Source organism: Microcoleus sp. N3A4 (assembly GCF_036701805.1).
Lineage (GTDB): Bacteria > Cyanobacteriota > Cyanobacteriia > Cyanobacteriales > Microcoleaceae > Microcoleus.
On the sequence record NZ_JAUBRJ010000111.1, the window covers coordinates 1 to 14,975 of the forward strand.

12 protein-coding genes and 2 pseudogenes are annotated in these 14,975 nt (G+C 45.2%); 1 reads left to right on the plus strand and 13 read right to left on the minus strand.

What is annotated here, in order from left to right:
- Positions 1 to 70 precede the first annotated feature (70 nt).
- The 13 genes and pseudogenes from QUA56_RS34450 to QUA56_RS37025 all read right to left on the minus strand — a co-directional run.
- Positions 71 to 1,228 (minus strand): annotated as a pseudogene (locus QUA56_RS34450) (RNA-guided endonuclease InsQ/TnpB family protein); the annotation flags it as partial.
- A gap of 107 nt (positions 1,229 to 1,335) precedes the next feature.
- Positions 1,336 to 1,650 (minus strand): alpha/beta hydrolase-fold protein, encoded by a 315-nt coding sequence (locus tag QUA56_RS34455; protein ID WP_333367873.1) that lies wholly within the window; start codon positions 1,648 to 1,650, stop codon positions 1,336 to 1,338.
- A 203-nt stretch (positions 1,651 to 1,853) separates the two neighbouring features.
- A pseudogene (locus tag QUA56_RS37020) lies at positions 1,854 to 2,956 on the minus strand (ISAs1 family transposase).
- Between the two features lie 247 nt (positions 2,957 to 3,203).
- Positions 3,204 to 5,849, minus strand: coding sequence for a cation-translocating P-type ATPase (locus tag QUA56_RS34470; RefSeq protein WP_333367879.1), 2,646 nt, complete (start codon positions 5,847 to 5,849; stop codon positions 3,204 to 3,206).
- Between the two features lie 61 nt (positions 5,850 to 5,910).
- On the minus strand, positions 5,911 to 6,315 hold the full coding sequence (locus QUA56_RS34475) for a hypothetical protein (protein ID WP_333367881.1): 405 nt from the start codon (positions 6,313 to 6,315) through the stop codon (positions 5,911 to 5,913).
- Between the two features lie 335 nt (positions 6,316 to 6,650).
- Positions 6,651 to 7,463 carry an ion channel gene (locus QUA56_RS34480; protein ID WP_333367884.1) on the minus strand — a complete coding sequence of 271 codons (813 nt, stop codon included), beginning with the start codon at positions 7,461 to 7,463 and terminating at the stop codon, positions 6,651 to 6,653.
- Complete coding sequence (locus tag QUA56_RS34485) at positions 7,460 to 7,771, minus strand: chaperone modulator CbpM (protein WP_333196009.1); 312 nt, start codon at positions 7,769 to 7,771, stop codon at positions 7,460 to 7,462. The genes QUA56_RS34480 and QUA56_RS34485 overlap by 4 nt, the downstream gene beginning before the upstream one ends.
- Entirely contained in the window at positions 7,768 to 8,739 is a 972-nt protein-coding gene (locus QUA56_RS34490; protein WP_333367887.1) for a DnaJ C-terminal domain-containing protein, read from the minus strand. The genes QUA56_RS34485 and QUA56_RS34490 overlap by 4 nt, the downstream gene beginning before the upstream one ends.
- Positions 8,740 to 8,933: 194 nt before the next feature.
- A complete protein-coding gene (locus QUA56_RS34495) occupies positions 8,934 to 9,962 on the minus strand; it encodes a class I fructose-bisphosphate aldolase (RefSeq protein ID WP_333367890.1) in 1,029 nt (342 codons plus the stop codon).
- 165 nt (positions 9,963 to 10,127) lie between these two features.
- Positions 10,128 to 10,346: a hypothetical protein gene (locus QUA56_RS34500; protein ID WP_333367893.1), complete on the minus strand. Its 219-nt coding sequence runs from the start codon at positions 10,344 to 10,346 to the stop codon at positions 10,128 to 10,130.
- A gap of 36 nt (positions 10,347 to 10,382) precedes the next feature.
- Positions 10,383 to 12,839, minus strand: coding sequence for a phosphoketolase family protein (locus QUA56_RS34505; RefSeq protein ID WP_445242977.1), 2,457 nt, complete (start codon positions 12,837 to 12,839; stop codon positions 10,383 to 10,385).
- Between the two features lie 22 nt (positions 12,840 to 12,861).
- Positions 12,862 to 13,362: a universal stress protein gene (locus tag QUA56_RS34510; protein ID WP_333367896.1), complete on the minus strand. Its 501-nt coding sequence runs from the start codon at positions 13,360 to 13,362 to the stop codon at positions 12,862 to 12,864.
- A 60-nt stretch (positions 13,363 to 13,422) separates the two neighbouring features.
- Positions 13,423 to 13,641: a DUF3611 family protein gene (locus QUA56_RS37025; protein WP_445242978.1), complete on the minus strand. Its 219-nt coding sequence runs from the start codon at positions 13,639 to 13,641 to the stop codon at positions 13,423 to 13,425.
- Between the two features lie 752 nt (positions 13,642 to 14,393).
- Here QUA56_RS37025 and QUA56_RS34515 point away from each other — a divergent pair.
- Complete coding sequence (locus QUA56_RS34515) at positions 14,394 to 14,909, plus strand: hypothetical protein (protein WP_333367899.1); 516 nt, start codon at positions 14,394 to 14,396, stop codon at positions 14,907 to 14,909.
- Positions 14,910 to 14,975: the final 66 nt, after the last annotated feature.

The window sequence follows — 14,975 nt, forward strand, 5'->3', positions numbered from 1 at the left end:
TCCTGATGGATTACCCTGTAGAAGCCAGTCATCCCCCGATTTCTCGGTTTCGACTGAACGAATCGCACTTGTACGAAGCGTTGATATCAGAATTAATTAACTGACCAGTCGATGTTTTGTACAAACCTCGCTTGATACGTTTACCAGTGAACACAGGCTCTTTTTCTGTTTTCCCATAAACAGGCATTGGGTCTAAACCCACAAAACTTGCTCTGGACGTGTAGGATTCTTCCTGCACAATCACAGTGATTCCCACCAACCGAGCTTTGTATTCTAACATTTCAATTAATCGAGAGTGAGGAATACTAACAAAGTTTTGGTTGGTTTGCGAACCTAGATCAATTTCAGTTTTCCACTGTGCATTCTTGCCAATTACTAGCGTCCCAATTTGTTTGGTATTTAAAATCGCAACAATCAGGCGACTAGCATGATGCAAGTAATTGTCAACTTTTTGGTTGCGACAACGAGTTAAGCGCTGAATCCGGGGTGAAGTTTTGCGGTTCCCTTTTAACTGGGATTGTAATCGTGAAGAGCGTTTGTTGTAGAACTGGTTAATCGATTTCAATGGTCGCCCGTTAATCAACAAAGGGATAAATCCCGGCTGATTTGAAGTTAACGCCACTAAATTGTCCAGTCCCAAATCAATACTAGCTACAGAGTTGGCATTGCCAAGGGTGGACTCCGGTTCACGGAGACTACGCTCAGTACAAGCATCATAAATCACCTCAATTACATAGGAATCACATTTCGGAACCAGTCTAACTTGACAAATCAGGTTGGGATTGACTTGGGTTTTAATTGAAAGTTCAGTGCCGGAAAGTTTAATGATTCCTTTCTTCAACTGTTTGCTGCTAATTGCTTGAATCGTGTAGACGAGAAGATTTCGCCCTTTAGTCTTATCTTTGTACTTTGGCAATTTTGGGCTACCCGTGAATTTTGAAGAGTCAGCTTTGTAAGCTTTAACGGCTTCAAAAAACGATTTCCAATTCTTGTCTAGCACCATCAAGATTTGCTGACTTACTTTAGCAGGCAAAGTCTTATATGCTTCGTGAGACTTCATCAATCGGTTCATTTCGTTGTAATTGACATAGCCCCACCCATAAATAAAACTCTGACGAATGACGTAATTGGCGGCATTGTAGAGGTTTTTGGACTTGAAAGCTAGTTCGTCTATTTGGGCGAAACGGTGTGACGTTGATTTAATGATGTGCCTCTCTGTTAGTTGCATTTGAGACTTGCGTTTTTTGGGCTATGCGTATTCTTTATTCATTATTCAACACTCACAACAATATAATACAATTATTGTTTATAATTGCTTATAAACTCAATGAAGTTTTACAATACTGAAGTAATGCCGTATTTGTCATAAAACGCCCGTTCATCATCATGGCCACCGTGCAGCAAAAAAATCACTGGATAGCGCTGTTGCGGCTGCTTTTCGTAGTTCGGTGGCAAGATCACCCCATAGTGCCGAGGCGTACCCATTGCCTTGCTGTTAAAGGTTTCTACCTGAAAGCTCAAATCTTTGCTTTGAACAATAGCAGGGGAATCAAACTGTGGCGCACCCGCAATAAATACATACCAGTAAATTAGCCCAACCAACACGCCGATAATGACTGTTCCAACCCATAGACTCTGTTTGAGTTTCACAAGATTTTTGAGGTTGAGGACGAGTGTAAAATTGTCGTCGGCTGTAAAACATTCACTTTACAGTAAATACATAGCTTGGTTAATATCATGAGTGTTCAAAACATCTATGCATAGAGCAACAGCGGCTCCCGTCACTAAACTGAATATCACACCAATTTTAGCAATTGGGAATCCACATCCAGCTTTCTGATTACTAGGCAGGGCTATTTCATTCTAAATAATTCCTTAAGTAGGTTAAGGCTAAATCCCGCACGACGCTGGGCTTGATCCATATTGGCAAATCCATAGTCCCGATATATGTTGAGTGCAAAATTTCGGGCTACGGCCCAAATTTGGATCAAAGGTGGTGTCCGAATACGAGAGGCGTCTTCACCTTGGGTTACATCTCGCACATAATGAACTTTGTTTTCTACCCCCCAATAACCTCGAATCCGCTCTGCAAATTCTTGGGCCTTCTCAATTAAGGAAGCAACGTAATAACGAGTTTCAAAACTTAATTCAATAATATTGGCCCGATACACCGGGCGCTCTGACTCAATACGAATCAGGGTTTGCAGTCTCGGAAACTTGGGAATTTTATCTAATTGATGACTAATACTGACAGTACGTTTTTCAATTCGACCATGCCCCGAATTTATCTGTTGATGTGTCTCTTGAGCCTCGAAGTTGGCGCATACTGCTGCAATTGGGCCTGATTGGTTGCCTTTGAGCGCCCCAATATAGTCATTGCCACTCTCTACAATAACTTGAGCGGTTTTTTTTGGATACTGATGGCATCAAAAGCGAACACCACACCCTTGAGGGCCATTTGTTTGATAAAGGCTGGTAATGCCGTGATTTCATTGGTTTTTGAATCTACCTCGTAGGGTTCAAGAATTAACCCTCGTTCTACGATGTACGCACTCACTAACATAATCGCCGGATGAGACTCCACTGATGGGTCATCATTAATTGCTTCATAAGACCCTCGCAAAACTTTGCCGTCCACCGCAATGGTTTCTCCGGCGATCGGTTCAATCCCAAAAAAACGGGACAGGCAGGCACAATAGCGTTGCTCATCAATTCGTAGCAATGTTCGTCGGATCGTGCTGTACGAAGGTAAGCGTCTTTTTGGAGGGGTGAATAATTCTAAGAGTTCCTCCTGGTAAGCTTTTATCCAATCTCCAATGGCCAAAAAGCCCCGATTTCCTGCTGCAACGGCGAGGGTAAACAAGGCTAGCCTTAAGCTTTGAGTATGACGCACTCCTGCTTGACGGCGAGAATCTTCAAGAGCTACAAATGCTTCAACAATGGCAATCTGTGACATTTTGAGCCGAAGGATGGGTAAGATTACTCTCTTATTTTATCAAGTCATTAATTAGAATGAAATAGCCCTGCAACTCTAGCAAGTGTGTCATAGACAAACTGAGACTAAAGGAAGCCAGCATAAGTGTTAGGAATCGCAAAGTTCGTATGAATGTCATTATATAGCAAAACCATTTGATTTGTAAACAATCGATTCAATGATCGCAAGCGTTTCAGGTGGTTCTACATTCATGACTCAAATAGACTTGCTATAGATGTTCTGCGATAGGTTTTCTTGATTTAGAGTTAATAACTCCTTGGGATTGATTGATTAACTTTAACTGTTCAAACCAGACTAAGCTAATTCCTCCACCGAGTAGACAAATAGCAAGATCGATCGGATGCAGAAAAGAGAAGCTAAACAAATTACGCAAGAAGGGAAAGTAAAGCACGATTGCCATAAAAAACAGTCCCCCACCCATCACCCACCAAAGGGCAGCATTGGAGGTTTTCAGTATTTTTAAACTGAGGGGCGAGGTTGAACTTGCGCTCAAAATTAGCCCTAAATTTGCTAAAATTAATGCTGTAAAGGTTAACGCACGGGCATTAAGTTCGCCTTCTCCTAGATATAGCGATGTCACATAGATTGCGAGCACAATTACTAAGATTCCGCCCCCTTGTAATACCGCCAATCCCACAGTTTTCTTGCCAAACAAGGGTTCTTTCGAGTTGCGGGGAGGACGCTTCATTACTGTTGGTTCTGCGGGTTCGGCTTCTAACACAATTGAGCAAGCTGGGTCGATAATCAGATGTAGAAAGGCAACGTGAACGGGAAGTAATACTAACGGCAACTTAAACAAAACTGGAATTAAAGACATCCCTGCGATTGGAATGTGAATTGCTAGAAGATATGCCATTGCTGTGCGGAGATTATCAAAAATTCGCCGTCCAAGTTTGACCGCTTGCACGATGGATGAAAAATCATCATCTAATAATACTAAAGCCGCAGATTCACGGGCCACATCTGTGCCTCGCTGACCCATTGCTATCCCAATTTGGGCAGATTTTAAGGCAGGCGCATCATTCACACCATCCCCTGTCATGGCAACGACTTCACCCTTGGATTTCAAAGCATTAACTATCCGCAATTTTTGTTCGGGAACGGCTCTTGCAAAGATATTTGTACTTTGAATGCGCTGCTGAAGTTCATCGTCACTCATGCGATCTAATTCTGCTCCAGTTACGATGGCTCCCATTTGCATTAATCCAACTTGACGAGCAATGGTTTGAGCAGTTTCTGGATAATCACCTGTAATCATCACGACTCGAATACCAGCAGTATAACATTCTTTAATTGCCGCCGCAACGGTTGGACGCACTGGATCGGACAGTCCAACTAATCCTATAAATTGAAAAGGAAAGTCATGTTGTTTATCGGGTAAACGATCGGGACTGAGCGAAGGATGAGGAGGTAAAAATGGGGGCGGCGCATCAATAAGAGATGCTTTGGCAACACCTAGTACCCGCAATCCTTGCTGTGCCATTTCACTGATTTGTGCTGCCAGAATTTGCTGCTGTTCGGGTGTGAAATGACAGAGATCCGCGATCGCTTCCGGCGCTCCTTTGGCAGCAATTTCATACTCTTTGCTATCGGCTGACTGCCAAACGTGAGACATTGCTAATAGATCCGGTGAGAGCGGATATTCTCGTAATAGTTTCCAATCGTTATGCAAATGTTCGGTATTTGCGAGAGCGCGATCGCCCAATTGCTTAAATGCTTTTTCCATCGGATCGAACGGATCTCTTTGGCTTGCCAGAATGGAAAATTCTACTAATTCATGCACCGATTCGGGGAGCTGTTCTTTTGAATGTAATTCCAAATTATATGGCTGAGAATTTTCTGACTGGTTATATGCAAATAGTTGTTGCACAGCCATAATATTCTGAGTCAGCGTCCCGGTTTTATCCACACACAAAACTGTTGCAGAACCTAAAGTTTCAACCGCTGAAGTGCGACGAGCTAAGACATGATTTTGAGAAATTCGCCAAGCTCCTAATGCTAAGAAGATTGTCACAACAACTGGAAATTCATTTGGCAAAATTGCCATTGCTAATGTAATTCCCGCCAGAAATCCTTTGAGCCAATCTCCTCGCGTGAGCCCATAAATTACTACAATCGCGACACATAATAATAAAGCAATACCAAACAAACGACTCACTAACCGATTCATTTCCTGTTGCAAAGGTGTTGGTTCAGACTTCACTTTTTGTAAGGCTTTGCCAATCTTGCCCATCTCTGTTTTAGGGCCAATCGCTTGGACTTTAGCTATTCCTTGTCCCTGAACAACTAAGGTTCCAGAAAACACAAATGGTAACTCATCTCCCCCCGGACGAGCCATTTCTACGCTACCCACCGCCGCAACTTTGCGAACGGGTAAAGATTCGCCAGTTAATAATGATTCATCGGTGGAGAAATTAGAGCAAGAAAGCACTATCGCATCCGCAGGAACGCGATCGCCTTCTGCTAGAATTAAGATATCTTCCCGGACGACTTCTCGCCCTGCAATCCGTTTTTGCTCCCCATCCCGAATCACCAAGGCGCGAGGACTGGAAAGATCGCGCAAAGCTTCTAAGGCGTGTTCGGTTTTGCCTTCTTGGTAGAGGCTAATTCCGGTGATAAAAAAGACGAATCCTAACAAAATTAGGGCTTCTTGTAGGTCGCCTAAAACCCAATAAATGACACCACCGCCGACTAGCAAGAGAAAGATTGGATCTTGAATGATGTCCCAAGCGATCGAGAAAAGATTGCGCGATTGTGCTGAGGGAAGTTCATTGTAGCCTTCATCTTTGAGTCGGGCGATCGCGTCTTGTTCTGATAAGCCACTTATGGTATTGATATCAACTGGTGAAACCATACTCTTGCTTTTGGATAATAAACATAAAAAACAGGTCAATTCGTATTGATGCTGCCGATCGCTACTCGGCAAAGTGCTGTCGAATCTTCGCCGCAATCTGAGAATCAGTCATTTTATCAACTGTTTCAATACCTACAACGCGGCCACTGAGGTTATTTTTTTCAAGACGTTCTTTTAGTTCATCTTTTGCCTCACCCGGCCCAAATATTAGAATAGACTCTGCATCACGAATATACGCAATTACCCGATCGTAGTAAATATTGAGTTCTCCTGTAAAAGTTCTCTGGCGTGTATTATCAGCGGGAATATGACGTGATTCATAAGTGCCCTTAAGAGGTGAATCACCCGAACGCCGAGGCTGTTTTTCTACCTCAGAAATTATCTCTTTTATCTCTTCTCCTTTCTCTGTAATCGCCACGACAGTAGCTTTCCTATGGTCAATCCACAGCCCGACTTTTGTTTTCATTTATATCTCCTTTGTTAACGAGTTCCACTTAATGTGTACTATGCAAAATTAATTTCGCATTTTTTAATTATGTATCTTTGATTGGATTAGGCACAGAAGCAAATGAGTTGTGACAATAATTTTGCTTGCTTATAGATGGGTTTAAGTAAATACACTTCACCCTTTAACTTCTATTATTATTGGACAAAGCTTGTTAAAGAACAAGTTGAAGTGACTAATATGGCGCTGCAATGTAGTTTATGATTAGCCTACCCTTTATAATTAGCGAGGGTATCATTCTTAAGGAAGAGTTTTTATGAAAGCAGGGTTTTATTTAATTTGTGAGTCTTAGCAAGTTATTGGTTTAAGCCTCGTCGTGCTAAGGCTTGAACCTCAGTTCGCAGTGCAGAAATTTCTGCTTGCAGAGCTTGAATTGATTTTGCACCTGCTAGTTCTGCTTCATCATCCTCAGCATCCTGACCTACAAAGAATGTTGCTAGCATTGCTGTCGCATAACCACATACCGCGATCGCATACAATCCCAGTAAAAAACATAGCACCCGCCCTTCCGGTGTTTTTGGAAAGTAATCAGATCCAATCGTGGTCATCAGCATTGCCGTCCACCACAGCGCAGTACCATAGTCGGTGATATTGCTATTAGGAAGTTCGCGCTCAAACGCATAAATTCCAGCCGAGCCAACTAAGATAACGATCGCAGTTAATCCCATCACATAGCCAAACCCTCGACGCTGAACACTTACAGCGAGTAATCGCATTCCTCTGTTAGTTCGTGTCATCATTCCCAACAACTGTAACCCTCGAACCGCATGAACCGATCGCAAAGACTGTATGAATCGCACAATCCGAAGGGTTCGTAGCGCTGGGATGAACAGTGAGAAGGCAATTAACCAGTTGTGCTTGAGGTAAGAAAGTTTGCGAGGAGCGAGGAGAAATTTGATGCTAAAATCCACAATAAAGACAATCCAAATGGTAATGCCGATCGCTTCTAATAGAGGATTTAGTCCCCAAACTAGCTCAACGATAAACAGTCCTAACCAAGCAAAGCTCAGCACCAGCATCGGCATTTCTAGCCAATCTTCCCACTGTTGCAGTACCTCCCTGCGCTCCCGATCTAATATTGGCTTTTCTGGTAGGTTTAGATAGCTCATAACGCATTTGATGGATGAGACTGATGCGCCTTGAGCTGTGCCCGTAATTGAGCAATTTCTTGAGCCATATCGAGCACCATTGCGGCTCCGACTAAGTTCAGCCCCAAGTCTTGACGCAACCGCTGAATCTGAGCAATTCGAGCAATCTCGCGGGAATGCAGCAGGTCGCCGATCGGCTCAATTACCCCTAACTCAACATAAACCTTCACCAGCGTAATCGAAGTCTCTGTTAGCAAGGCAGCATATTCAAAGGTATAGAGTTGCTCACCTTCGGGTGAAACCACAATTTTTGAAAGGCTAAAGCTCATAACTTAATTTCCTCTAACTGGGTACGGGGGTTAAAACTCGTATTTGCCTGAATTTTTTCGTAGCATTCTTGCTCGATCGCACTTAAGTCTTTTGGCGTGACAATCAGAAGTTTGGCGAGTAAGTCACCGCGTCCCCCTTTTTGCAACGTCCAGCCTTTGCCGCGCAGTCTTAACGATTGTCCAGATCGCACTCCTTTGGGTACTTTCATTGTGACACTACCATCGGGAGTTGGCACGCTGATTTCTGCCCCTAAAACGGCTTCATCGGGGCGAATTGGAATCTCACAAACGAGGTCATCACCCTCGAATCGAAAGAAGGAATGGGGCAAAACCTCGATAGTTAGATACAAATCGCCGCGCTGTTGAGAAAATGGACTAGGACGACCTTTACCTTTGAGTCGAATGCGACTACCTGGTTTTGCGCCTGCGGGAATGCGGACGTTGATTGTTTCATCGTCGAGTTGTAGCCGCTTCTGGACACCGTGAAAAGCTTCCGAAAATGTGAGTGCGATCGCAGCTTCGGTATCGGGCGCGGGCGCTTGAGAACGAAATCCGTCACCAAAATCATTAAAGCCATTGGTCGCAGTTTGATAGTTCTGGGTTCTACGTTTCGATCCACCTTTCATTCCTCCCAGCAAATCGTTGATAAAGGAATCAAAGTCATCGTAGCGATCGAAGTCTTCCGCCGAAACATTAGTTCCTCTAGGAGTTGGCGCTTCAGTGTATCCCGGCTGATTCCAATGTTGACCAAAGCGATCGTACTTTTGCCGGTTCTCTGGATCGGAAAGTACCTCATTTGCTTCGTTCAAGTCTTTGAACTTTGCCTCTGCATCTTTATCCCCAGGATTGAGGTCAGGATGGTACTTGCGGGCCAGTTTGCGGTAAGCCCGTTTGATTTCTTCAGGAGTTGCAGTTTTGCTCACTCCCAGGATGGCGTAATAGTCTTTAAAATCCGTTGCCGTTGGCATCACTGACCTCTCAATATGTAATGCTGTTATCTGAAATACTATCTGAAATGCTAAAAATGATGATTCATCTAAACTTAATTTGAATTCAAAAATATGACTGATAAACTAGGTGGGAATTGTCACTTATCCAGAATTTCGGGAGCGTGAATTGTTCATTATTTTGTCCTAGTTTTTCCATAGTCCCTTACTTGTTTTCAGGCTCCCGTCTCCTCCATCGCGACCTTGTATTCGCCCCGACGCGCCGCCCAATTGCACTTAGCTCGATGCAACAAAGCCTGCTGTGCCTTTGACACATTCGCCTCTTTGCCTTGCCAAAGCTCTAACGCTGGTTGCTGGATGGCGCGGGCAAAGGAAAACGCTAATGCCCAGGGCGATCGCGCTTTGAACCGAATATTCATGGCATTCAAACGAGCCGAAGCAAGTTCACCGGATTGTCCGCCCGACAAGAACGCAATTCCCGGAACGGCCGCTGGGACTGCCCGCAACAGACAGTTCACCGTAGCATCAGCCACCTCGTCCACCGATTCTTGTTGAGAACAAGTCAATCCCGGAAGCACCATATTGGGCTTCAGGATCATGCCTTCCAGGATCACCCGTTGCGTGTAGAGTTGGTTGAAGACGCTTCGCAGAACGTCCGCCGTCACCTCGCTGCACCTCGACAGGGTATGTGCTCCGTCCATCAGCACTTCTGGCTCGACAATGGGAACCAGTCCCGCTTCCTGGCACAACGCAGCATAGCGAGCTAAAGCTTGCGCGTTAGCCTCGATGCAACCCCGGCTGGGAATACCATCGCCGATCGCAATCACCGCGCGCCACTTGGCAAAACGAGCGCCCATTTGAAAATATTCCTGGAGGCGATCGCGCAATCCATCCAGACCTTCGGTGATCTTCTCTCCAGGATGACCTGCCATATCCTTAGCACCAATGTCAACTTTGATGCCGGCAATAATTCCCGCATCGGTGATGGCTTTAATAAAGGGAATGCCATTTCTCTGCTGTTGGTGAATAGTTTCATCGTAAAGGATCGCGCCACTAATGTACTCACCAAGACCGGGCGTGGTGATAATCAATTCTCGATAGGCGCGTCGGGCTTCCTCGGTCTGGGGAATGCCTAACTTTGCGAATCGTTTGTTACAGGTTGGATTACTTTCATCCATCGCCAGCAGACCTTTGTAGTCGGCAACCAGCATCCTTGCAGTGTCTATAAGGTCTTGTGCATTCATTTTTGACTCCTGGGAAAATTTATTGACTATTAACTGAGCTAGATAGAGGTGGGTCAGTTCTCTGATTTTCTTGGTCGTGCAGCCGTCCGAGAGTGCTATCGATCAATCTGGTCAATTTATCGGCAGCCCCGTCCACAGCTTGGTCTAAGGTCGCTGCCTGATGTGTTACGCGAGGGGTTGGTGTCCTTTGAGGCGGGCTTCGATCATGCAGCGCATATCGTCATCGCCGCCCTTCTTGTCGCTGTTCTCATCGCTCAGGTGAACATCAACGTGAGTGATGCGATCGCTGAATCGGCTCAGGCTCTCTGCCACTAAACTACTAAACTGAATGGCTAGTGCTTCGTGACCTTTGATGTTATGGCCGGTATGGATTTGGATTTGCACGATGTTCTCCTGTTGTAATTGTGATTGGCTTAATATTTAGATGGAATGACTAGGATCTGGCTGTCTGTCTTTCCAACCCTTGACATTCCTTACTGCGCCCCACTTCCAATTGCGGATTTCCGGCAAGTCTTCGCCGTGCTTGTTGATGTAATGCTTATGCTCGATCAACTTGTCCTGCATCATCTGCTTGAGATAGTCTCCCTTACTACCCAAATGCAGCAGACGATCCACCACGTCTTGCACCAGATGAAAGCGATCCAGGTCATTTTGCACCCTCATGTCAAAAGGCGTTGTGATTGTGCCTTCTTCCTTGTAGCCCCGGACGTGGAGATTGCGATTGGTACGGCGGTAGGTCAGCCGATGCACCAACCAGGGGTATCCATGAAAGCCAAAAATGATGTGCTTGTCTTTGGTGAAGAGCGAATCGTAATCCGTTTCGCTCAGTCCGTGCGGGTGTTCGCTCTCGGATTGCAATTTCATCAGATCGACGACATTAATTACCCGTATTTTCAGATCGGGCAGATGTTCTCGCAGGATGGAAACGGCAGCCAAAATCTCTAGCGTCGGCGTATCTCCACAGCAAGCCATCACCACATCCGGCTCAGTATCTTGGTCGTTGCTAGCCCATTGCCAGATGCCAATGCCTTCAGTGCAATGCAATATCGCCGCGTCCATACTCAGCCATTGAGGGAGCGCGTGTTTGCCAGCAACTACCACATTCACGTAGTGTCGGCTGCGTAGACAGTGATCGAAGACCGACAGCAGACAGTTCGCGTCGGGTGGCAGGTACACACGCACGATATCGGCTTTCTTGTTGATTACGTGGTCGAGGAAACCGGGGTCTTGGTGCGTGAAACCGTTATGATCCTGCTGCCAGACGTGGGAGGCGAGCAGATAGTTCAGCGATGCGATCGGTCGTCGCCAGGGCAGTTCCGATGTTACCTTCAACCATTTGGCGTGCTGGCTGAACATCGAATCAACGATGCGAATAAACGCCTCATAGCTGTTGAACAGCCCGTGCCGCCCGGTCAGCAGATAGCCTTCCAACCAACCTTGGCACTGGTGTTCGCTGAGCATAGAGTCCAGCACTTGTCCGGCGGGCGCGAGGAATTCATCATTTTTTTCTTCCCGCGCTTCCCACTGACGATTAGTGACTTCAAACACCGCGCCCAAAAGATTCGAGAGTGTCTCATCGGGGCCGAAGATGCGGAAATTGCGCTGATTTAACTTGACTACATCACGCAGGAATTTGCCCAGCACGAGGGTATCTTGACCGTCAACGGCACCAGGTGCAGGCACTGACACCGCGTGGTGGCGGAAGTCTGGCATTTGCAGGTCGTGCAGCAGTAGACCGCCGTTGGCGTGGGGGTTTGCACCCATGCGCCGATCGCCCTTCGGGGCCAGTTCAGCCAATTCCGGCAAGAGTCGGCCATCCTCATCGAACAGTTCTTCTGCTTTGTAGCTTTTCATCCAGTTTTCCAACTGCTGGACGTGATCGGGATGCTCGGAGTTCACCAGTAGCGGCACCTGGTGCGATCGCGATGTACCTTCGATTTGCAGACCATCCACGACTTTTGGCCCCGTCCAGCCCTTGGGCGACTTCAGGACGATCGCGGGCCAGCGGGGGCGAGTAGTATCGTTCTGATTCCGCGCATTGCTTTGGATTTGCCGGATATGCTCGATCGCCCTGTCCAGAGTGCTGGCCATAAGTTCGTGCATCTTTTCCGGCTCGTCGCCTTCCACAAAGTAAGGTGTCCAGCCGCAGCCTCGCAGAAATTGCTCTAACTCTTCATGCTCGATGCGAGCCAAGACGGTTGGGTTGTTGATTTTGTAGCCATTCAGGTGCAGGATTGGCAGCACAGCACCGTCGGTAATTGGGTTGAGTAACTTGTTAGACTGCCATGCTGTCGCTAAGGGGCCTGTCTCCGCTTCCCCATCGCCAATGACGCAGGCAACAATCAGATCGGGATTGTCAAAGGCAGCGCCGAAAGCGTGACTGAGCGAGTATCCCAACTCACCTCCTTCGTGAATTGACCCCGGCGTTGTCGGCGCAACGTGGCTGGAAATCCCACCCGGAAAGGAGAATTGCGTAAACAGCTTTTTCAACCCAGCTTCGTCCTGAGTGACGTTGGGATAAACTTCGCTCCAGGTGCCTTCGAGGTAAACGTTACCCACAATTGCTGGGCCACCGTGACCGGGGCCAGCGATGTAGAGCATATCTAGGTCATATTTCTTAATCGCTCGATTCAAGTGTACATAGATAAAATTCTGTCCCGGTGTCGTACCCCAGTGTCCAACCACCAATGGTTTGACGTGGGACAGTTTCAGAGGCTCCTTCAGCAATGGATTGTCGTAGAGATAAATTTGCCCAACTGACAGATAGTTGGCGGCACGCCAGTAGGCATCTATTTTGTGGAGTAGTTCTGGGGAAAGAGTGTTTGTTTTTATGGTTAATTGCCCAATTTCTAAGCCCGATAAACCAGTCCGATCAATTGTGTTCACGGTTTTTCTCTCTTTATTTTTCTTTATCGGGATTTGTATCTTTTATGACTAAAACAGAACAATTCGCGCGATCGACCACATGATTGCTGACACTACCTACGAAAAATTCTGCGATCGCAGAGTGGTCATGCCGACCCAGTACGATCAGATCGGCTTTCCACTCTTGAGCAACACTGGAAATCGTTGCCCCTGGCTCACCAAAATTGTGTTGGTATTCAGCAGGAATATTTCGGGCAGTTGCCCGATCGCAGTATTCTTGCAACCAAGTTTTTGCCTGCTCAATCTGTAGCTGAAGCGTTTCGTCCTGGAGTAATTGAGAAAACCCAGTGTTGATTGGATAGATTCCAAATGTCCCACCTGACTGGAATCCTGGATCGATCGCAGTAAAGTCTGCGAGGCAATGAAGGATCATCAATTTAGCTTGCTCTTGCTGCGCTAAATTGAGTGCGCGATCGAACACGATGGATGTTAAAGGAGAATGATTAATGGCAACTAGAATGCGTTTGAAGTTCATTATTTTGAGCCTTCAGGTTAATTTCATTATTGACTAAATCTGCTATTTGTAAAAGTTGAATTATTTCCTTGCGGGTAGGATGTAAAGCTGGTTCCGGGCCTGAAATTTTTCCCCCAGATGAACGTAGCGCAATATCCAGTAAATGCTTAAGCCTAAATCCGCAATTCCCTCAATCACGGATAGTAAATCTATCCCTGACTTGAGATTGAGGTTGAGATTTTGTGAAAGAATCGCGAACTCTAAAATCAGTCCAGAAATAATGGTTAAAGTAAAATGTATCTAAAATTTACTCTAGCCCAATGTTGGCAGTAAACTAGCAGTTGTGTGTCTCTCTAAAGGATGATATTTTGATTATATGTAGCTAGATATAAGGCGTTGCTTTCTAAATCTTTGCTTTGAAAAATAGCAGGTGTGTCAAACAGTGCCCATTAAAGATAGCCGTGCGAGGCAAGCAGTAATAGTATCATCCCTCCATTACCCATCATTCCTCTCGGTGAGGACACACCAATGGCAGTAATATTCGTGCTGCGATCGCTGCTAGCTGTTCAATAGATGCGATCGCCATTGGAGTTAAAGAATACCCTCGCATCTTTGACATTAAAACCTTGCTGGGGTATGATATACATGAATAGAGCAAGATAGTAATTAGAATGCCGATCAATAACCAAACTGGGATAATTTACTGGGTTTGAGCGATCGCCCAAAAATTACGACTCACAGGAATGGCGATCGCCTTCAGCAAACCTTTAAGAGATAGATTATTGAGGCGATCGCTTAGAACTCACGACTCACAGCAATAGCGATCGCCTTTAGCAGATAGATAATTGACGCGATCGCGTTTGACTTAGAGTATAACCTGTGGTAGTTTATCCAAACGGCTTGTTTAACTATTAAATTGCCTAAATAAGCTGTAATTAAACCGCAGTTGCGTTACAACTCCAATTTTAATCGTCCGCTTTGTAATTGGATAACGATTATCTTGGGCGTTTTCAGATAAGTCAATTAAGCTATAACTCATTTCGGATTGCTATATGACAAAAATTTGGATAAGTGAAATAGAGTTTAACGATGGCACTCAGATTAAACTAAAGGCGAATGAAATAGTAGTATTTGTTGGACCGAATAATGCTGGCAAAAGTGCTACCCTGAAAGAGTCATTAAGCCTTTTAAAGTCAAAAGTCAATGGTAAAAAAAACGCAAAAGTTCTAAAAGATTTGACAATTTGCAAGGAAGGTGATGAAGCGAATTTTAAATTTTTTCTAGAAAGTATATCTACAAAGAAAGATCAGGGCAATCCAGAACCGCATCTTCAAGGTTTTGGTTTTAATATTTATAGCCCTAATATTGGAAGCTTTTGGACTAATTCTGACAATGGCTTAGGCGAATTAACAGCAGTTTTTGCAAATATGTTAGGAACAGAAGATAGGCTGAAAGCAGCAAATCCCGCCCCTAATATTAAATTAATTACTGAAGCAATTCAACATCCAATTCATTTTTTGCAAAAAAATGATAACTTAGAATCCAAATTCAGTAATTGGCTCTCCTGAACTTGTGGTTATAATTTTATCTAATCAGAGAAGCAAGCTAATACGCGATTTCTAAAATTATTAAAA